The organism is Pseudomonas sp. FW305-7 (assembly GCF_058786735.1).
This window is the reverse complement of the sequence record NZ_JBYSZA010000019.1, coordinates 98,402-117,187: the sequence shown is the minus strand read 5'-3', so window position 1 is coordinate 117,187 and position 18,786 is coordinate 98,402. Positions and strand designations below refer to the sequence as shown.

Annotated in this window: 15 protein-coding genes and 5 tRNA genes; 14 read left to right on the top strand and 6 right to left on the bottom strand. The window is 59.6% G+C overall.

What is annotated here, in order from left to right; all coding sequences use genetic code 11:
* Positions 1-29 precede the first annotated feature (29 nt).
* A tRNA-Asn gene (locus AC3WMT_RS21530) sits at positions 30-105 on the bottom strand.
* Positions 106-333: 228 nt separating this feature from the next.
* Here AC3WMT_RS21530 and AC3WMT_RS21525 point away from each other — a divergent pair.
* Positions 334-564, top strand: coding sequence for a hypothetical protein (locus AC3WMT_RS21525; protein WP_103304846.1), 231 nt, complete (start codon positions 334-336; stop codon positions 562-564).
* Here AC3WMT_RS21525 and AC3WMT_RS21520 read toward each other — a convergent pair.
* Entirely contained in the window at positions 561-761 is a 201-nt protein-coding gene (locus tag AC3WMT_RS21520; protein ID WP_053118898.1) for a hypothetical protein, read from the bottom strand. The genes AC3WMT_RS21525 and AC3WMT_RS21520 overlap by 4 nt on opposite strands.
* Before the next feature lie 226 nt (positions 762-987).
* Positions 988-2,184: an amino acid aminotransferase gene (locus AC3WMT_RS21515; RefSeq protein WP_103304847.1), complete on the bottom strand. Its 1,197-nt coding sequence runs from the start codon at positions 2,182-2,184 to the stop codon at positions 988-990.
* A gap of 337 nt (positions 2,185-2,521) precedes the next feature.
* Between AC3WMT_RS21515 and uvrB the strand changes: the two genes are divergently transcribed.
* The gene (gene uvrB, locus AC3WMT_RS21510; RefSeq protein ID WP_095123435.1) at positions 2,522-4,537 is read left to right on the top strand and encodes an excinuclease ABC subunit UvrB; all 2,016 of its coding nucleotides are present in this window, start codon (positions 2,522-2,524) and stop codon (positions 4,535-4,537) included.
* 139 nt (positions 4,538-4,676) lie between these two features.
* Here uvrB and AC3WMT_RS21505 read toward each other — a convergent pair whose 3' ends face one another.
* Together AC3WMT_RS21505 and AC3WMT_RS21500 are read right to left on the bottom strand one after the other, a co-directional pair.
* Positions 4,677-6,227: an MDR family MFS transporter gene (locus tag AC3WMT_RS21505; protein ID WP_103304848.1), complete on the bottom strand. Its 1,551-nt coding sequence runs from the start codon at positions 6,225-6,227 to the stop codon at positions 4,677-4,679.
* Positions 6,217-7,266: an HlyD family secretion protein gene (locus AC3WMT_RS21500; protein WP_103304849.1), complete on the bottom strand. Its 1,050-nt coding sequence runs from the start codon at positions 7,264-7,266 to the stop codon at positions 6,217-6,219. Before AC3WMT_RS21500 ends, AC3WMT_RS21505 begins: the two co-directional genes overlap by 11 nt.
* 228 nt (positions 7,267-7,494) lie before the next feature.
* Between AC3WMT_RS21500 and gltX the strand changes: the two genes are divergently transcribed.
* The 12 genes from gltX (at position 7,495) to AC3WMT_RS21440 (ending at position 17,024) form a co-directional block, all read left to right on the top strand.
* Positions 7,495-8,976, top strand: coding sequence for a glutamate--tRNA ligase (gene gltX / locus AC3WMT_RS21495; protein WP_103304850.1), 1,482 nt, complete (start codon positions 7,495-7,497; stop codon positions 8,974-8,976).
* A 203-nt stretch (positions 8,977-9,179) separates the two neighbouring features.
* Positions 9,180-9,255: transfer RNA gene (locus tag AC3WMT_RS21490), tRNA-Ala, on the top strand.
* A 79-nt stretch (positions 9,256-9,334) separates the two neighbouring features.
* A tRNA-Glu gene (locus AC3WMT_RS21485) sits at positions 9,335-9,410 on the top strand.
* A gap of 53 nt (positions 9,411-9,463) precedes the next feature.
* Positions 9,464-9,539, top strand: a tRNA-Ala gene (locus AC3WMT_RS21480).
* A gap of 81 nt (positions 9,540-9,620) precedes the next feature.
* Positions 9,621-9,696: transfer RNA gene (locus tag AC3WMT_RS21475), tRNA-Glu, on the top strand.
* Between the two features lie 182 nt (positions 9,697-9,878).
* Positions 9,879-10,418 (top strand): TetR/AcrR family transcriptional regulator, encoded by a 540-nt coding sequence (locus tag AC3WMT_RS21470; RefSeq protein WP_103304851.1) that lies wholly within the window; start codon positions 9,879-9,881, stop codon positions 10,416-10,418.
* 30 nt (positions 10,419-10,448) lie between these two features.
* Positions 10,449-11,282: an alpha/beta fold hydrolase gene (locus tag AC3WMT_RS21465; RefSeq protein ID WP_103304852.1), complete on the top strand. Its 834-nt coding sequence runs from the start codon at positions 10,449-10,451 to the stop codon at positions 11,280-11,282.
* A 46-nt stretch (positions 11,283-11,328) separates the two neighbouring features.
* On the top strand, positions 11,329-11,778 hold the full coding sequence (locus tag AC3WMT_RS21460) for an acyl-CoA thioesterase (RefSeq protein WP_103304853.1): 450 nt from the start codon (positions 11,329-11,331) through the stop codon (positions 11,776-11,778).
* 160 nt (positions 11,779-11,938) lie between these two features.
* Positions 11,939-12,898 carry a tRNA dihydrouridine synthase gene (locus AC3WMT_RS21455; protein ID WP_103304854.1) on the top strand — a complete coding sequence of 320 codons (960 nt, stop codon included), beginning with the start codon at positions 11,939-11,941 and terminating at the stop codon, positions 12,896-12,898.
* A 121-nt stretch (positions 12,899-13,019) separates the two neighbouring features.
* A complete protein-coding gene (locus AC3WMT_RS21450) occupies positions 13,020-13,466 on the top strand; it encodes an Hsp20 family protein (RefSeq protein ID WP_103304855.1) in 447 nt (148 codons plus the stop codon).
* 187 nt (positions 13,467-13,653) lie between these two features.
* Positions 13,654-14,349 carry a DUF1266 domain-containing protein gene (locus AC3WMT_RS21445; protein ID WP_103304856.1) on the top strand — a complete coding sequence of 232 codons (696 nt, stop codon included), beginning with the start codon at positions 13,654-13,656 and terminating at the stop codon, positions 14,347-14,349.
* Positions 14,346-17,024, top strand: coding sequence for a DUF805 domain-containing protein (locus tag AC3WMT_RS21440; protein ID WP_103304857.1), 2,679 nt, complete (start codon positions 14,346-14,348; stop codon positions 17,022-17,024). Before AC3WMT_RS21445 ends, AC3WMT_RS21440 begins: the two co-directional genes overlap by 4 nt.
* Here AC3WMT_RS21440 and AC3WMT_RS21435 read toward each other — a convergent pair.
* The gene (locus AC3WMT_RS21435) at positions 17,021-18,712 is read right to left on the bottom strand and encodes a molecular chaperone HscC (RefSeq protein WP_103304858.1); all 1,692 of its coding nucleotides are present in this window, start codon (positions 18,710-18,712) and stop codon (positions 17,021-17,023) included. The genes AC3WMT_RS21440 and AC3WMT_RS21435 overlap by 4 nt on opposite strands.
* Positions 18,713-18,786: the final 74 nt, after the last annotated feature.

The window sequence follows — 18,786 nt, the reverse complement described above, 5'->3', positions numbered from 1 at the left end:
GAATCTTTCGATTCAGGGGCTTTGCTATTTGGCTCCACAACCTGGACTCGAACCAGGGACCCAATGATTAACAGTCATTTGCTCTACCAACTGAGCTATTGCGGAATTGGTGCGTATGTTACTGATTCAAAAAGAGAAGTCAAGCGTCGATCAGGAAAATAAGTGATTTCGCGGGACGGACGGTGGTTTATCCTCGATTGGCGGTTACCAGAACCGTATCAGAGGTCTACCATGGCTGCCCGGAAGTGGTCACACGCGCTGCCGGCCATTCGCCGAAAAGGTACGCGCCATGAATCACCCAGTCCGCAATTCCTGCAACAGCGAGGTGCTCGCATGAGCATCACTCAGATCAGCCTGCCCAAAGGGGTTGGCCCACACGCCGAAAAACTCTTCGATGCAATCACTCAGGCCAGTACGGCTGAAGAGCTGAACCGCGCCGGCGGCAAGGCTGAAGGATTTGTCCTCGGGCTTGAAAGCACCAAGGCGATCAAAAGCCAGATCGCCGAATCGCTTTACGTCGCCTATGACGATGCTGCCAGTCAGCGCGCGACCGAGCTGGCTTAACTGCCGAAGGTGATGGTGCCGAGCATCAGTTTGGCGTAAGCCGCCGTCGCCGCCAGTTGCACCAGCCACAGGACCAGGCCACCGAGGAAGACGCCGGCGGCAACTTGCAGCACCAGGCTTTTTTCACGTTTGGCCGAAGCACGGGGGATGAAATCATCCAGATCGTCACGGTCAGCGCGCAGGTTGTCGTTTTTCATGTTGTCTCTCATCAGATATCCCGGGTGTACACAAAACCTGTAGGAGTGAGCCTGCTCGCGATAGCGGTGCGTCAGGCAGTGCAGCGTCAACTGATCAGACGCTATCGCGAGCAGGCTCACTCCTACAATTTGGATTTATGTGCAGTCTAGAGGTTATGGGCACGGTTAATCAGGCAAATAAAAACGGGAAGCCCGAAGGCTTCCCGTTTTTCATCACGCGGCGAAATCAGATGACCTGAACGATCGCGTCCGTCACAGCCTTGATGTTGCTCTGGTTCAGCGCAGCCACGCAGATACGGCCGGTGTCCAGGGCGTAGATGCCGAACTCGTTACGCAGGCGATGAACCTGTTCAGTGGTCAGGCCGGAGTAGGAGAACATGCCGCGCTGACGACCGACGAAGCTGAAGTCACGCTGTGGCGCTTTCTCTGCCAGCAGGTTGACCATTTGCTCACGCATGCCGCGAATGCGCAGACGCATTTCCGCCAGCTCGGCCTCCCACTGCGCACGCAGTTCCGGGCTGTTCAACACGGCAGCGACGATGCTTGCGCCATGGGTCGGCGGGTTGGAGTAGTTGGTGCGGATCACGCGTTTGACTTGCGACAGTACGCGGGCGCTTTCTTCTTTCGATTCGCTGATGATCGACAGCGCACCGACGCGCTCGCCGTACAGCGAGAACGACTTGGAGAACGAGCTCGAGACGAAGAAGGTCAGGCCCGATTCAGCGAACAGGCGCACAGCGGCGGCGTCTTCGTCGATGCCATCGCCAAAACCCTGGTACGCCATGTCGAGGAACGGCACGTGACCTTTGGCCTTGACCACTTCCAGCACGTTGTTCCAGTCAGCCGGGCTCAGGTCGACGCCGGTCGGGTTATGGCAGCAAGCGTGCAGAACAACGATCGAGCCGTTCGGCAGGGCGTTGAGGTCTTCGAGCAGGCCGGCACGGTTCACGTCGTGGGTGGCGGCGTCGTAGTAGCGGTAGTTCTGCACCGGGAAACCGGCGGTTTCGAACAGCGCGCGGTGGTTTTCCCAGCTCGGGTCGCTGATTGCCACGACAGCGTTCGGCAGCAGTTGCTTGAGGAAGTCGGCACCGATTTTCAGTGCGCCGGTCCCGCCGACGGCCTGAGTGGTGATGACGCGACCGGCAGCGATCAGCGGCGAGTCGTTCCCGAACAGCAGCTTTTGCACCGCCTGATCGTAGGCGGCGATGCCGTCGATCGGCAGGTAGCCACGGGAAGCGTGCTGAGCAGCGCGAACGGTTTCAGCTTCGATCACGGCGCGCAGAAGTGGAATTCGCCCCTCTTCGTTGCAGTAAACACCCACGCCCAGGTTGACCTTGGTGGTCCGGGTATCGGCGTTGAATGCTTCGTTGAGGCCCAGGATTGGATCGCGGGGTGCCATTTCGACAGCGGAGAACAGGCTCATTATTACGGCGGCTCTGAATGGAGTGTGGAGGGACGTGTCGCGCTCCAGCCGAATGCACTAGAGCGGTGCACAAACGGGGAGCTAGTATAGAGGCCATCACTGAGCAATGGCGACAGGCGAATCGGCTTTTCGGGTAAGTTTTTCCGATTATTTCTTGACCGTTAGTCGATTGACCGTGTCAGAGTCTTTACCGGATGTAGGACGTTTGCCTTGAAAGGTGAGGCAATCGCCACCACATTGAGCACAATCCAGGTTTTTTCTTGCGCGACATCGGTCGTTTGCGGTCGTCCCCGCGGTACTCCGCATTGCTCGGAGCGCCGCGATCCCAGAGGTGTGTATGTCCGAATTCCAGCTAGTCACTCGCTTCGAGCCCGCCGGCGATCAGCCAGAAGCCATCCGCCAATTGGTGGAGGGCATCGAAGCCGGGCTGGCGCACCAGACGCTGCTCGGTGTGACCGGCTCGGGCAAGACCTTCAGCATCGCCAATGTCATCTCGCAGATCCAGCGCCCGACGCTGGTGCTGGCGCCGAACAAGACCCTTGCCGCGCAGCTGTATGGCGAGTTTAAGGCGTTCTTCCCGAACAACGCCGTCGAATATTTCGTTTCCTACTACGACTACTATCAGCCCGAAGCCTACGTGCCGTCGTCCGACACCTTCATCGAGAAGGACGCTTCGATCAATGACCACATCGAACAGATGCGGCTTTCGGCGACCAAAGCGCTGCTCGAGCGCAAGGACGCGATCATCGTCACCACGGTGTCGTGCATCTACGGTCTGGGTAGCCCGGAAACTTATTTGAAGATGGTGCTGCACGTCGATCGCGGCGACAAACTCGATCAGCGTGCATTGCTACGACGGCTGGCCGACCTGCAATACACCCGCAACGATATGGATTTTGCCCGTGCGACCTTCCGCGTACGTGGCGATGTGATCGATATCTACCCGGCGGAATCCGATCTGGAAGCGATCCGCATCGAGCTGTTCGATGACGAAGTCGAGAGCATTTCCGCGTTCGACCCGCTGACCGGCGAAGTCATCCGCAAGATGCCGCGCTTCACCTTCTACCCGAAGAGCCACTATGTGACGCCACGGGAAACCCTGCTCGACGCCATCGAACACATCAAAGTCGAATTGCAGGAGCGCCTCGAATACCTGCGCAGCAACAACAAACTGGTCGAAGCCCAACGTCTGGAGCAGCGCACCCGTTTCGACCTGGAGATGATCCTTGAGCTGGGTTACTGCAACGGCATCGAAAACTACTCGCGCTACCTGTCCGGGCGCCCGGCCGGTGCGGCGCCGCCCACCCTTTACGATTACCTGCCGGCCGATGCCTTGCTGGTGATCGACGAATCCCACGTCAGCGTGCCGCAAGTCGGCGCGATGTATAAAGGCGACCGTTCGCGTAAGGAAACCCTGGTCGAATACGGCTTCCGTCTGCCGTCGGCGCTGGACAACCGGCCGATGCGTTTTGACGAGTGGGAAGGGGTCAGCCCGCAGACCATTTTCGTCTCGGCGACACCGGGCAATTACGAAGCTGAACATGCCGGGCGGGTGGTCGAGCAAGTGGTGCGTCCGACCGGTCTGGTCGACCCGCAAGTCGAAGTGCGTCCAGCGCTGACTCAGGTCGACGATCTACTCTCGGAAATCACCAAGCGGGTGGCGGTCGAGGAGCGCGTGCTGGTCACTACGCTGACCAAGCGCATGGCCGAAGACCTTACGGACTACCTCGCCGACCACGGTGTACGCGTGCGTTATCTGCACTCGGACATCGACACCGTTGAGCGGGTCGAGATTATCCGCGACCTACGCCTCGGCACCTTTGATGTGCTGGTGGGGATCAACCTGTTGCGCGAAGGTCTGGATATGCCGGAAGTGTCGCTGGTGGCGATTCTTGATGCGGACAAGGAAGGCTTCCTGCGTTCCGAGCGTTCGCTGATCCAGACCATCGGCCGGGCGGCGCGGAACCTCAATGGCCGGGCGATTCTGTATGCCGATCGCATGACCGGTTCGATGGAGCGGGCGATTGGCGAGACCGAGCGTCGTCGCGACAAACAGATCGCCTTCAACCTGGAAAACGGCATCACCCCAAGAGGCGTGATCAAGGACGTCGCCGACATCATGGAAGGCGCCACCGTGCCCGGTTCGCGCAGCAAGAAGCGTAAAGGCATGGCCAAGGCTGCCGAGGAAAACGCCAAGTACGAAGCCGAACTGCGCTCGCCGAGCGAGATCACCAAGCGTATTCGTGCGCTGGAAGAGAAGATGTATCAGCTGGCGCGGGATCTGGAGTTTGAAGCGGCAGCGCAGATGCGTGATGAAATCGCCAAATTGCGTGAGCGGCTTTTGGCTGTTTGATGTTCATTGCCTGATCTGGCCCTATCGCTGGCAAGCCAGCTCTCACAGGTTTCTTTGGTGCTTACAAAATTTGTATACACCATCAATCCCTGTGGGAGCTGGCTTGCCAGCGATGGGGTCGGTGCAGGCATCACAAAAGTTAGTGGGCTTCCCCAGCCTTCAGCCCCTGCGGCAATTTTTTGGTCAGCAAGATCGCCAACATACTGATCCCCAGCGCAATCCCGACAAAGTGAAACGCATCGTTATAGGCCATGATCGCCGCCTGCTGATGGACGATCTCACTCAACTTGCCTAACGCCGCCGTATCACTGCCAAACCGATCGCTCATCGACGCCAGGCGCTCCGCCACTTGCGGGTTGGTCGGCACCACCGCCTCACGCAAATAATCGAAGTAAGTCTTGGTCCGCGCATCCAGCAGCGTCGCCAGCAAAGCAATCCCGATCGCACCGCCGAGGTTACGCAGGATGTTGAACAGGCTCGACGCCGACCCCGCGTCCTGCGGCAGGATGTACGCCGTGGCGATCAGCGAAATCGTCACCATGATCAGCGGCTGCCCCAGCGCCCGAATGATCTGGATCTGATTGAATTGCGGCCCGGCGAAATCCGGGTTGAGCACCCCCGAAGAAAAACTCGCCAGCCCGAACAGGCCAAACCCGATCGTGCACAACCATTTCGGCGAGACGAACTTCATCAGTTTCGGCACCAGCGGAATCAGAAACAGCTGCGGCACGCCCATCCACATGATCACTTCGCCAATCTGCAGGGCGTTGTAGTTCTGAATCTGCGCCAGGTACAGCGGCAACAGATAGATCGAGCCATACAACCCGACGCCCATGCCCAGGCTGGAAATGCTCGACAGGCCGAAGTTGCGATTGCGCAGGATGCCAAGGTTGATCAGCGGATTGGGCTTGGAAATCTGCACGATCACAAAGGTAATCAAGCTCACCAGGGCAATGCTGCCGAGGGTCACGATCAGGCTCGATTCGAGCCAGTCCTTGCGGTGGCCTTCTTCGAGAAAAACCTGCAAGCAGCCGAGGCCGATACCCAGCGTGAGAATGCCGGTGTAATCGGTGCTTTTCAGTAGCTCCCAATGCGCTTCTTTCTTCTCCAGCCCATACATCAACCCGGCGATCATGATCAGCCCAGGCGGAATGTTGATATAGAAGATGTATTCCCAGCCCCAGTTTTCCGTGAGCCAGCCGCCCAGCGTCGGGCCGATGGACGGGGCGAACGTCGCGGTCATGGCGAACATCGCCATGCCTTTGGCGCGGTGATGTTCGGGGAGTTTGATCAGCGTCAGGGTGAACGCCAGCGGGATCAGCGCGCCACCGGTAAAGCCTTGCATGGCGCGGAAGACGATCATGCTCTCAAGGCTCCAGGCCATTGAGCACAGCAAGGATGACACCAGAAAACCCAGCGACACCCACACCGCCAGGCGCCGCGCCGAGAGCAACTGCACCAGCCAAGCGGTCAGCGGGATCATGATGATTTCCGCGACCAGATAGGAGGTGGAAATCCACGAGCCTTCTTCCAGCGTCGCCGACAGCGCGCCCTGAATGTCCTTGAGCGAAGAGTTGGTGATCTGGATATCGAGCACCGCCATAAAGGCGCCGAGCATCACGCTCATCACCGCAATCCAGTCCCGCCGGGTCGGTTCGCCGACCGGGCGGATCAGCGAATCACCGGCCATCGTCTGGGGCGTCTTTGATATTCACGGTGGCGGTGACCGACATGCCCGGACGGATCTTGCCGCGTAGCGGGTTATCGGCCTTGAAGGTCAGCTTCACGGGAATCCGCTGCACGACCTTGGTGAAGTTGCCGGTGGCGTTGTCCGGCGGCAGCAGGCTGAACTGCGCGCCGGAGGCGGCGAACAGGCTGTCGACCCGCGCTTCGATCGGCGTATCGCCATAGGCATCAAAGGTCAGCTCGGCTTTCTGCCCGGGCTGCATGTGGCCGATCTGGGTTTCCTTGAAGTTGGCCTGCACCCAGATGTCTTCGTCCGGGACGATCGACAACAGATAGGCGCCGGCCTGCACCACCTGACCACTGCGTGCGGCACGCTGGCCGACGAGGCCGCTGATCGGCGCGTGGATTTCGCTGCGGGTGAGGTTGAGTTCGGCTTGCGCAAGGTCGGCGCGGGCGTTGGCGATCTGCGCGTCGAGGCGTTTGATCTCGGCGCTCAGGGCGTTGACCTGTTGACGCTGACCCTGCGCGTCGGCCTGGGCCTTGGCCACTTGCGAGCGGGCGATGTGGGCGTCGGCGGAGAGGGTGGTCACGCGTTCTTCGGAAACGTAACCGGGCTTGCGCAGGGTTTCCGCCCGCGACAAATCCATTTGCGAGCGGCCAAGCGTCGCTTGCGTGGTCGCCACTTGCGCATCGCTGGCGGCGATCAGGCTCGATTGCTGGGTCAGTTTGCTCTGTGCTTGCAGGCGTTCGGCTTCGCGGGTGGCGAGGGCGGCATTGGCACGATCCACGGCCAGGCGGAAATCATTGGGTTCAAGGCGCACCAGCAACTGGCCTTTTTCCACATGTTGGTTGTCCTGCACCAGCACTTCATCGATGCGCGCGCTCAACTGGCTCGAGACACGGGTGATTTCGCCCTGGACATAGGCGTTGTCGGTGCTTTCATAAAAGCGCCCCTTGAAAAACCAATGGGCGAAAAAGCCCCCGGCGATCAACAGGACCAGAAGCAGGAAGATAAACAGGCGACGCTTGAGTTGGGCAGGCATGGGCAAACTGTAGTCGAGGAATTGTAAGGAAAGTTATCAGCAGGCGAATCTGGCATACAGCCGATAAACGGTAAATGCCATCTGTTGATATTCGGCCATTCACCGCAGTCTATGGGTGTTCCAGCCGCAAACTTGGCTTAAATGCCCTGCCCGCTGGAGCGGGGCGGGTGTCGCCTGTTACCATTCGCCGCTTGATTGTTTTGCTTTTCATTCTTTTCGAGACATGCCATGACCACCGTCCGCACTCGCATCGCGCCATCGCCTACCGGGGACCCCCACGTAGGTACCGCTTACATCGCATTGTTCAACTACTGCTTTGCCAAGCAGCATGGCGGTGAGTTCATCCTGCGCATCGAAGACACCGACCAGTTGCGTTCGACTCGCGAGTCCGAACAGCAGATCTTCGACGCCCTGCGCTGGCTCGGTATCGACTGGAGCGAAGGCCCGGACGTTGGCGGTCCGCACGGTCCGTACCGTCAGAGCGAGCGCGGCGACATCTACCAGAAGTACTGCCAGCAACTGGTTGACATGGGCCATGCGTTCCCATGCTTCTGCACCGCTGAAGAACTGGACCAGATGCGCGCCGAGCAAATGGCTCGCGGCGAAACACCACGCTACGACGGCCGCGCGCTGTTGTTGTCGAAGGAAGAAGTCGCAGCCCGTCTGGCTGCCGGCGAACCGCACGTAATCCGCATGAAAGTGCCGAGCGAAGGCGTTTGCGTGGTGCCGGACATGCTGCGTGGCGATGTCGAGATCCCGTGGGATCGCATGGACATGCAAGTGCTGATGAAGACCGACGGTCTGCCGACGTACTTCCTCGCCAACGTGGTCGACGACCACTTGATGGGCATCACCCACGTTCTGCGTGGCGAAGAATGGCTGCCGTCGGCGCCGAAACTGATTCTGCTGTACGAATACTTCGGTTGGGAGCAACCGGAGCTGTGTTACATGCCGCTGCTGCGTAACCCGGACAAGAGCAAGCTGTCCAAGCGCAAGAACCCGACATCGGTGACGTTCTACGAGCGCATGGGCTTCATGCCGGAAGCGATGCTCAACTACCTGGGCCGCATGGGCTGGTCGATGCCGGACGAGCGCGAGAAGTTCTCCCTGCAGGAAATGGTCGACAACTTCGACCTCAAGCGCGTGTCCCTCGGCGGGCCGATCTTCGACATCGAGAAGCTGTCGTGGCTCAACGGCCAGTGGCTGCGTGATCTGCCGGTGGAAGAGTTCGCCAGCCGTTTGCAGACCTGGGCGTTGAACCCGGAATACATGATGAAGATCGCGCCGCTGGTGCAGGGTCGTGTTGAAACCTTCAGTCAGGTTGCACCGCTGGGCGGTTTCTTCTTCGCCGGTGGCGTCAATCCGGATGCCAAGCTGTTCGAGTCGAAAAAGCTCTCGGGCGATCAGGTGCGTCAGTTGATGCAATTGATTCTGTGGAAGCTGGAAAGCCTGCGTCAGTGGGAAAAAGACAACATCACCGGCACGATTCAGGCGGTGGTCGAATCCCTCGAGCTGAAACTGCGTGATGCGATGCCGCTGATGTTTGCCGCGATTACCGGGCAGGCGAGTTCGGTGTCGGTGCTCGATGCCATGGAAATCATCGGCCCGGACCTGACCCGTTTCCGTCTGCGTCAGGCGATTGACCTCTTGGGCGGCGTGTCGAAGAAAGAAAACAAAGAGTGGGAAAAGCTGCTGGGCGCTATCGCTTAAGCACGCCTGACTTTGTAGGAACAACCGAAGGCCGGGATCGTTTGATTCCGGCCTTCGGCGTTTTTCCCCCGGATTTTCGGGGGGAGGGCGGTAAGTGATTGTTATGTCGGCAAAAAACTTTGAAATATTTTAAAAATAAGTTTGACAGCCCTCCGATACGCCCTTAAGATTCGCCCCGTCCTCAGCGATGACATCAACGATGAGGGGCTATAGCTCAGCTGGGAGAGCGCTTGCATGGCATGCAAGAGGTCGACGGTTCGATCCCGTCTAGCTCCACCAATTTACACTTCGAAGCCTGGCCACACCGGCTTCGAAGCGATCAACACTCAGCGTTGATCAGTTGTATAGAAGGGTTTGCGTCCCCTTCGTCTAGTGGCCTAGGACACCGCCCTTTCACGGCGGTAACAGGGGTTCGAGTCCCCTAGGGGACGCCAGTTTTACAGAAGCGATGTTGCAAGATGTCGCTCCGCCGCGAGGCGAAAAATCCGGGGCTATAGCTCAGCTGGGAGAGCGCCTGCATGGCATGCAGGAGGTCAGCGGTTCGATCCCGCTTAGCTCCACCAATTTTACAAGTTCAAGGTCTGGCCACACCGGCCTTGAATCGATCAGATCTCAGCACTGATCAGTTGTATAGAAGGGTTTGTGTCCCCTTCGTCTAGTGGCCTAGGACACCGCCCTTTCACGGCGGTAACAGGGGTTCGAGTCCCCTAGGGGACGCCACGATTACCCGCTCTGCGGGATTTTATAAGGGTCATTCAATTATTGAATGGCCCTTTTGTTTGTCTGGCGTTTGGCCAACTCTCCTTTTTCCTTACACTGTGCTTCAGACCAGCGGTCATATCCTTGACTTGCAGAATATTATTATGCGAATAATATTCTAGTCGTAATATTCGGAGGCAACGATGAACGATAAAAAAGCTCAAACCCGCGAACGCATCCTCAAGGCTGCCAGCGCCGCACTGATTCAGCGCGGCCCGGCAGACCCTAGCGTGGGCGAAGTGATGGGCGCGGCCGGCCTGACCGTCGGTGGCTTCTACGCGCACTTCGAAAGCAAGGACGCGATGATGCTCGAAGCGTTCAAGCAATTGCTGGGGCGCCGCCGCGACCTGATTGCCGACATGGATGCCGAACTGACTGGCGAAGAACGTCGCGCGCTGGTCGCAGCGTTCTACCTGTCGCGCAAGCACCGCGATTCCAGTGACGCGGCGTGCCCGATTCCGGCGTCCATCGGTGAGCTGGGTCGCTTGCCGGACTCGTTCCGAATCGCGCTCAACGAACACCTGGAATTGATGATTGCGCAGTTGGCCTCCAGCCCTGAGGACACCGACAAAGCCCTGGCCGACGTGGCCTTGATGGTGGGTGGTCTGGCCCTCGCAAGAGCGCTTGGCCCTGGAGATTTGTCCGATCGATTGCTGCGCGCTGCCAAGTCGGCGGTGCGTTGACCTGAAGGCAACACGCCTGAGGAGAGAGCGATGAACACGTTGAAGTGGATTCGTGGCGTAAATGGCACCTTGGGCTGGATTGCACCGAAACAGGTAGCAAGCAAAATGCGTCTGGCGTTCATGACGCCGCGTGCTTTGCCGCTGCGGGATTGGGAGTTGCCATTACTGGCCAATTCCGAACGGATCACCTTGCGTTTTGGTTTATCGGCGCTGCGCTGGGGGCAAGGCCCGACGGTGCTGCTGATGCACGGTTGGGAAGGGCGGCCAACCCAATTCGCTGCATTGATCACCGCGCTGGTTGAAGCGGGCTACACCGTCGTCGCACTCGATGGCCCGGCCCACGGTCGGTCGCCGGGGCGTGAAGCCAACGTTGTACTGTTCGCCCGCGCCATGCTCGAAGCCGCCGCCGAACTGCCGCCGTTGCAAGCCGTCATCGGCCACTCCATGGGCGGCGCCAGTGCGATGCTCGCCGTGCAGTTGGGCCTGCGCACCGAAACCCTCGTCAGCATTGCCGCTCCTGCTCGCATCCTCGGTGTGCTGCGAGGTTTTGCTCGTTACGTGGGGATGCCGCCACGAGCGCGTTCCGCTTTCATCCGTCAGGTCGAACAGGATGTCGGCATGCGCGCTGCCACCCTCGATGTAGCCCACTATCAACTGGACATGCCCGGTCTGATCGTGCACGCCGAGGACGACAATTTCGTCTCAGTCAAAGAATCGCAACTGATCCACGAATCCTGGTTCGACAGCCGTTTGCTGCGCCTCGAAAGCGGTGGTCATCAGCGCGTGCTGGCCGACCCTCGGGTGATTGATGGCGTGTTATCACTGCTGGCGGGCCGCAGCCTTCAGGCGCGCCAATCGGCGTGAGCTCCGTTACACTGCCCCGGTTGAATAAATTGACCGGGAGTGGGGCATGGGCTGGGATCGGGCAACGCCGTTTACCATTGATCTGCAAGTGGGCGCCGAGGACATCGACGGGCTGGGCCACGCGAACAACGCGGTCTATGTGACCTGGCTCGAACGCTGCGCCTGGCGTCATTCGCAGCGTCTGGGGCTGGATCTGGTCGAGTACCGGCGCCTGGACCGGGCGATGGCGGTGGTGCGCCACGAGATCGATTATCTGGCCGCTGCCTATGAAGGCGACGAACTGCAGTTGGCGACCTGGATCGTCGATTGGGACCAGCGCCTGAAAATGACCCGGCATTTCCAGCTAAAGCGTCCAAGCGATAACACCACACTGCTGCGCGCCCAGACCACGTTTGTCTGCATTGAATTGTCCACCGGCAAACCCAAGCGCATGCCGGCCGAGTTCATCGAAGGCTACGGCCCGGCGATCCAGCCCTCAGAATCAGTCCAAATCTAAACTGTAGGAGCGAGCCTGCTCGCGATTGCGCTATGTCAGCCGATGCACATGTGACTGAAGCACCGCGATCGCGAGCAGGCTCGCTCCCACAAGGTTTCTGCGATTTCTTGCGATATCCAGTAAACTGCCGCACGTTTTTTCCTTAAGTAGTGTTTTCCCCATGCAAATTGCTCTGGCGCCCATGGAAGGGTTGGTCGACGACATCCTGCGCGACGTGCTGACCCGCGTTGGCGGCATCGACTGGTGCGTCACTGAATTCATTCGGGTCAACGACCAGTTGCTCACCCCGGCCTACTTCCACAAGTTCGGTCCGGAGCTGCTCAACGGCGCGCGCACCCGTTCCGGCGTGCCGCTGCGCGTGCAATTGTTGGGTTCTGACCCGGTATGTCTGGCGGAAAACGCGGCGCTGGCCTGCGAGCTCGGTTCCGAAGTGATCGACCTCAACTTCGGCTGCCCGGCCAAGACCGTGAACAAGTCCCGTGGCGGTGCAGTGCTGCTCAAGGAGCCTGAACTGCTCAACCAGATCGTCGAGCACGTGCGTCGTGCCGTACCTGCGCATATTCCCGTCACTGCCAAGATGCGCCTGGGCTTCGACAGCCCGGACGGTTCGCTGGTCTGTGCGACGGCACTGGCCGAGGGCGGCGCCGAACACATCGTGGTTCACGCCCGAACCAAAATGGATGGCTACAAGCCGCCGGCGCACTGGGAGTGGATCCCGCGGGTGCAGGACGTGGTCAAGGTGCCAGTGTTCGCCAACGGCGATATCTGGAGCGTCGAAGACTGGCGCCGTTGCCGCGAAATCAGCGGCGTGGAAGACATCATGCTCGGTCGCGGTCTGGTCTCGCGCCCGGATCTGGCCAAACAAATCGCTGCCGCACGCGCCGGTGAAGAGGTCGTGGAAATGACCTGGACCGAGCTGCTGCCGCTGATCCAGGACTTCTGGCTACAGGCCAAAGCGCAGATGACTGCGCGCCAATCGCCGGGTCGTTTGAAGCAATGGCTGGCCATGCTGACGCGCAATTATCCCGAAGCCACCGAGCTGTTCACCGTCCTGCGCCGCGAGACGGAACCTGATCAAGTCTCGCGTTTGCTTGGTCTGCCGGTCGCCGAAGCGGCCTGAAAAAAATCTGCAAATAATCTCTTGAAATCATTTCAGCGGTCCCTATCTAAGGGTTACGCGATGCCGAATTCGGGTCGCGGAGACATAAAACCTTGCTGATTGTTTTCAGGAGATTTGAACCATGAGTACTGCATTTTCCCTCGCGCCATTGTTCCGTTCCTCGGTAGGTTTCGACCGTTTCAACGATCTGTTCGAAACCGCCCTGCGCAATGAGCCAGGCAGCACCTATCCACCCTACAACGTTGAAAAACACGGCGACGACCAATACCGCATCGTCGTGGCGGCAGCCGGTTTCCAGGAAGAAGACCTGGAGCTGCAAGTCGAGAAGGGTGTGCTGACCATCAGTGGCGGCAAGCGTGATGCCAACGAAGGCGTAACCTTCCTGCACCAGGGCATTGCCCAGCGTGCGTTCAAGCTGTCCTTCCGTCTGGCCGATCACATCGAAATCAAGGCCGCCGGCCTGAGCAACGGTCTGCTGAGCATCGACCTGTTGCGGGTGATCCCGGAAGAAGCGAAAGCCAAACGCATCCCGATCAACGGGACGCAGCAACCGGTTCTGCAGCATTGATCACAGGCAGATACACAATCGTCTGATCAAGCGCTGAGCCGCTGAATGAAGGCCCCGATACGTCGGGGCCTTTTTTATGCGCGCAGGAAAACCGCACGCACTGTTTGCCGCTGCGGCTACGGCTCTTTACAATCCGCGCCAACAAGGCCGGCACTCTCTCATTTCCGCTGGCCCGGAGCCTTTGTTCATGGACGAAATGGAACAGCGCTGGCTATACGCGCTTTCTGCGCCTTTGGTCGCCCTCAATCCCGATGCCGACTACGCCGCCCCCACTTACTGCTTCGACCTCAAACACGTCGATGTCGAAGGCGGCTGGGGCATTACCACGCGCGCGCAATTGCTCGACATGTTGAGCACGGCCGACACCGGGCACGCGACCTCTTTGAACGAAGCCTACCGACAGTGGGAACGTTGTCTGCCGTCTGAATGGCAAGCCCTGCTAGACACGCTGGATACCCGCCAACGCGCTTTTTATGAGTTGGCCAGCCGTACGTTCGGCGAGTGTGGCTCTGGCGGTATTCGCGCCTGGGACATTGGCCGAATGGGCTTTCTGCTGCGCTCGGCGGTGCTGCACGGCTGGATCGATCTCACCGAAAGTCTCTGGCTGCACGGCCGCATGGCGGCGCGTGCGCGGTACTACTACGACAGTTGGACGAGTTACCTGAATGGCTTCGTCCTCGGCAAAGCCTTCTGGCATTGCCTGGGCAACAAAGATGAGGAACTTGCCCACGAATACGATCGGCAAGGCGACTACATCGGCACCACGGTGGTCATCAGAAAGCTTGATCGCGATGCCCGCGAATTCTTTGCCCAGTTGCCCTGGGACATGCCCTTGCATCTGCCTGAAAGGCCCGACTCATTAGGGGAGTTCGACTGGTCATGAGCTGCTGGATTCGCTTGGGTATCGAGCCCACCAAAGACAATGACGTCATTCGCGGCGCCTATCGCGCGCGCTTGCCGCAACATCATCCTGAAACCGATCCGGAAGGATTTCAGGCATTGCGCGAAGCGTACGAGCTAGCAATGCGTTTCGCCCGTGAGCAGCCGGACGAGGCAGGCGAACCAGTCGATGACGAGGCGAGTCCTGCCGACCAGACATTGGCAGATTTCGAAGCGCTGCTGATCGATCCGACACGTCGCTTCAGTCCTGCAGCCTGGCAGGCATTCAACCTTGAGTTGGATCGCCTGCCTCTGGACGTGTTGGACGATGTTTGCTGGCCATTGTTGCGTGAGTTGCTCGACGCGGGACCGATTTCCCACGCCTGCGCACGCTTGTTGGCACAGCGCCTGGGCTGGGCGAGCCGGATGCTCGATCTGGCTTTCGACAGCGCCCGACATGTCGATGAGTTCTTGAAGCGGATAGCCGCACCGGACCCGTTCGACACGTCGTTGATGTGCCATTGGCCCGTCGTCGCGCAGTTGGAAGCGCTCTGGTATGTGCGCACGCTGAATCATCTTCACCATAACGCTTCGCTCGACGATTTCCGCTATTTCGCCAGCCTGCACACCTGTATCCCGCTGCCTGCCGATGATGCGCTGGTGCAACGTCTGGCGATCCAGTTCAGTCAGGCAGGCATTGCCAGTAAAGACTTTCTCGACATCATCAGTGAGCAGCATCGGCTGGCGCCGGACGACGTTGACTGGCTTTATCTGCTGGCCTGTCAGCGCAGTGCGCTGGGCATGGAAGAGTTGGCGCTTCAGGCCTGGGTGCAACTCTGGCGAGAGCATCACCATCCCAAGGCCGCCACTTGGTTGCTGGATCTGTGCGCGCGTCATCAACCACAGCGCTTGCCGCTGCTGATCCAGGCGTTTGATCGTCTGGAAAACTTCCGCGACTGGTCCGCTGACCTCAGTGATGTCACCCAGGAATATGGCAGTCCTTCGCAGCGTCCGGAAACCTTGGGGCGCTGGTTTCGCGCGCGGCAGCTGGACTTGCAGGGCATCGCCGATGCCTTTGTCGAGTGGCGCATCAGCGGTGACGAACTACCTTTGCTGGCGTGGCTGATTATTGCCAGCGACGACCCGGCACTTCAGGTGCTGTACCAGCACGCCTGGGCTTTGCACCGCGGCGATGTGCCCTTGCTGCAACGCGTCATGGATGCGCCAGAGGCTCCTGAGATTCTTGATCAGCTGGTGCTGGAAGGCTTCAAGTACCAAGCCGATCAACAGATCTGCTGGTTGACCCAAGCCCCCATTCCGCGTGCCTTGCATGCGTTTCTGACCAGCGAAGAATCGGCGCAGCTGCCGCCGGAACTGCATAAGGGCGAGCCGCTGGAGCTCAGCCTGCTGTGGATGCGCCGTTTGCGAGCCTATGACACGCGGTCGCTGGCCCGGCTGGACGAAGCATTCAGTCTGAGCAAGCGCGACGTCGTGCTCGATGGCTTGAAGCTGCAAGCGCAGTTGGCCGAGCAAGGCATGCTACTGCCGGCCATCGATAACCCTGACGCCGTCTGGGAATGGCATCGTCAGGCGCTGTACTTGCTGGCGACCCTCGACGAGCCGACACGTTGGCTGGGTGCGCAATCGGCGCACTGCATTGATTCGATGAGCGTTGCGCGTGAGCATCCATTGGCGCGTTTGCAGCCGCTGCTGTGTCGATTGAATCGCGAGCAGGGCAGCGCCAGTGGCCTGCTGGGCTGGCTGCAAGCAGCCGACCCGGTGCATGCCTTGCTCGCGCGTAAACTGTTCAGCGTCCAGGAAGCGCTCGACAGCGCAAGGCTGTTGAGCAATGACCGTTTGTACGAGTGCATGCGCAGCGACATCAGCCGTTTCAATGAGGATTTGCTCGGTCGCATGCTGTTGGCTGGGGTGCTGTATCACGATCCGCTGCTCAATGCGCAACAGCGCAAATACCTGCTTGAGAGCATCACCGAAGTCGTCAATCCACAGGATTGGTTCGACGGATTCCGCCACAGTCTGATCAAAGGTGAACCCACACGCCCGCCGCGTGAGGTGCTGGAGGATGACGGCGTTGATTACACCGACGCGTTTTACCTGGCGCTGGATGTGCTCAAGGATATGGCGCGTTACGGTAGCGCCGGGGTGCCGCGCCAGAAAATCCTGATGCGCATGCAGCAGGCCAAGGACAACACGCACAATGGCCTCGGCTTACGCTTTGCCTTTAGTGCATTACTGTCGTGGTCAGAGCGTTTGCTGTTGGCCAAGGCTGACACTCGGCCGACGCCTGCAACCGCGTTCTGGCGTCTTGGCACACGACTGGGGCGCGAGGCATTTATCGGTCAGGTGATTGGTATCGTGCTGCTTACGCCATTGCTGGCCTTGTTCAGTGGCTCGATGTTTTCCGCTTTCGTGGTATTGGCAGTGGCGCTGATGTTGATGCTCAGTGCCATTCTGAGGCGTCTGCACGACATGGGCCGAGGTGTTGCAAGCTTTCTGATTCTGGCCGGCCTGACCCCGGTCTTGCCATTTCTGCCGCTGGTGCTGTTCGGCTTTCCCGGTGAGAAGTTGCCCAACCGCTACGGTGTACCACCGGACAGTGATCGAGAAGACACGTTATCCGGTGGTTTGCAGGCCGCGTTGCGTCGACTCAACGGCTAGAGACGCAGCTCATCCAGAACTTTGTTGAGTTGTGAACGGTGGCTGGCGATTTCTTCCGATCGCTGACCACCCAGCACCGAGGTGAAACTGTCCAGCCACTCGGCGATACGCTGCCGGTCGTCGCCGAGGCTTTGCATCCACGCACGTTCCAGTCGCGCCAGCAGGGTGCGGTTGGGCAGGGCATCGCGGGGGTGTATTTTCAGGCTGGTCAGGCGTTCATGGCTGGCCTGGCGGGATTGCTCGTCAAGCCCGGTAGGGCTGCGGTCGATGCTGTGGCTATGGCGTTCGCCGGTTTCCAGTAACGTGACGTCGACTTCGAGCAAACCATTGATGTCGTAACTGAAGCGCACGTCCAGCGCCTGGATGTGATCGGTGGGTGTCAGCGTGACATCGAAGGCGTCGATGAAAATGTTGTCGCGCACCCACGGCCGTTCACCCTGATAAACCGCAATGCGGATGAACTCCTGCCTAGGCGAGGTCGTGTGGTAGCGCTCCACGCGTGACGTCGGAATGATGGTGTTGCGTTCGATGATGGGTGAGAACGCGCCTTTGATGTCATCGCCGCGCATGGTCGAAATCCCCAGCGTGTACGGGCAGACATCGGTCAGGATCAGTTCTTCTACCGCGCCATCGCGGGCCTTGCACGCCGCTTGCGTCGCCGCACCAAGCGCAACAATCGTGTCCGGATCAAGATGACGGTAAGGCAGGCGCCCGAACAGCGTGGCGACCAATTGCTGCACCGCCGGCATCCGCGTGGCGCCACCCACTAGCACCAGACTGTCGAGGTCGCGTGGCTTGAGCCGGGCATCGCGCAGGGCCTGTTCGATCGGTGCGCGCAAACGGCCAAGCAGCGGTTCCCAGATTTTCACCGCAGCGGCTTCGTCCAGCGACCACTCGAATGTCTGCTCGGCATGTCGCCAGCTCAGTTGCTGTCTGCCTTCGCCCAGTTTGCACTTGAGCTGCTCCAGCGCATCGCCAAGGCTGGCCATGGCTTGCGCGTCGACCGTTGCAGGGGTCAGTTGCCAGTCCTTGAGGCAGGCTTGCAGCAACGCGGCGGTGAAGTCTTCGCCACCGAGAAAATTGTCGCCGGTGGACGCATGCACCTCGATCAGCGGCAGCGCGTATTCCAGCACCGTGACATCGAAGGTGCCGCCGCCCAGATCGAAGATCAGCGTGCGTTCGAATTTCTGTTCATGCAGCCCATAAGCCATGGCCGCGGCGGTCGGCTCGTTGATCAGGCGCGTGACGGACAGTCCGGCCAGTTCAGCGGCAAACATTGTGCGTTTGCGTTGCTCGTCACTGAAATACGCCGGTACGGAAATCACCGCTTCCGAGACGGGGTGGCCAAGAAAAGCTTCGGCGTCCTGCTTGAGTGAGCCGAGCACCAGCGCCGAAAGCTCCTCGGGGCTGAACTGACGACTGCCGAGTTCGACTTGTTTATCACTGCCCATAAACCGCTTGAAGGCCGCAGCGCTGCGCTCCGGGTGTGTGGTCAGGCGGGCGCGGGCGGCTTTGCCCACCAGAATCGTGTCGTCTTCGTCGAGGCTGACCACCGACGGGGTCAACACATCGCCGAGGGCGTTGGGAATCAACCGCGCCTGACCGTCCTGCCAGACGGCGATCAAGCTGTTGGTGGTGCCAAGGTCGATGCCCAGCAGGGCCGGGCGGGGAAGGGTTGCATCCTGCATGACTGATCTCGAAACGGCGCAAAAAAAGCGACCCTACAGGTTGCCGCCAACCCTGGCAATTGCGCGGTTGTTGC

What these genes read in the sequence shown, in the direction of transcription:
- gltX (WP_103304850.1), top strand. Translation starts at nt 7,495, where the DNA reads ATGACCACCGTCCGCACTCGCATCGCGCCATCGCCTACCGGGGACCCC.
- AC3WMT_RS21505 (WP_103304848.1), bottom strand. Translation starts at nt 6,227, where the DNA reads ATGGCCGGTGATTCGCTGATCCGCCCGGTCGGCGAACCGACCCGGCGG.
- AC3WMT_RS21455 (WP_103304854.1), top strand. Translation starts at nt 11,939, where the DNA reads ATGCAAATTGCTCTGGCGCCCATGGAAGGGTTGGTCGACGACATCCTG.
- AC3WMT_RS21460 (WP_103304853.1), top strand. Translation starts at nt 11,329, where the DNA reads ATGGGCTGGGATCGGGCAACGCCGTTTACCATTGATCTGCAAGTGGGC.
- AC3WMT_RS21515 (WP_103304847.1), bottom strand. Translation starts at nt 2,184, where the DNA reads ATGAGCCTGTTCTCCGCTGTCGAAATGGCACCCCGCGATCCAATCCTG.
- AC3WMT_RS21445 (WP_103304856.1), top strand. Translation starts at nt 13,654, where the DNA reads ATGGACGAAATGGAACAGCGCTGGCTATACGCGCTTTCTGCGCCTTTG.
- uvrB (WP_095123435.1), top strand. Translation starts at nt 2,522, where the DNA reads ATGTCCGAATTCCAGCTAGTCACTCGCTTCGAGCCCGCCGGCGATCAG.
- AC3WMT_RS21435 (WP_103304858.1), bottom strand. Translation starts at nt 18,712, where the DNA reads ATGCAGGATGCAACCCTTCCCCGCCCGGCCCTGCTGGGCATCGACCTT.
- AC3WMT_RS21520 (WP_053118898.1), bottom strand. Translation starts at nt 761, where the DNA reads ATGAAAAACGACAACCTGCGCGCTGACCGTGACGATCTGGATGATTTC.
- AC3WMT_RS21440 (WP_103304857.1), top strand. Translation starts at nt 14,346, where the DNA reads ATGAGCTGCTGGATTCGCTTGGGTATCGAGCCCACCAAAGACAATGAC.
- AC3WMT_RS21450 (WP_103304855.1), top strand. Translation starts at nt 13,020, where the DNA reads ATGAGTACTGCATTTTCCCTCGCGCCATTGTTCCGTTCCTCGGTAGGT.
- AC3WMT_RS21525 (WP_103304846.1), top strand. Translation starts at nt 334, where the DNA reads ATGAGCATCACTCAGATCAGCCTGCCCAAAGGGGTTGGCCCACACGCC.
- AC3WMT_RS21500 (WP_103304849.1), bottom strand. Translation starts at nt 7,266, where the DNA reads ATGCCTGCCCAACTCAAGCGTCGCCTGTTTATCTTCCTGCTTCTGGTC.
- AC3WMT_RS21470 (WP_103304851.1), top strand. Translation starts at nt 9,879, where the DNA reads ATGAACGATAAAAAAGCTCAAACCCGCGAACGCATCCTCAAGGCTGCC.
- AC3WMT_RS21465 (WP_103304852.1), top strand. Translation starts at nt 10,449, where the DNA reads ATGAACACGTTGAAGTGGATTCGTGGCGTAAATGGCACCTTGGGCTGG.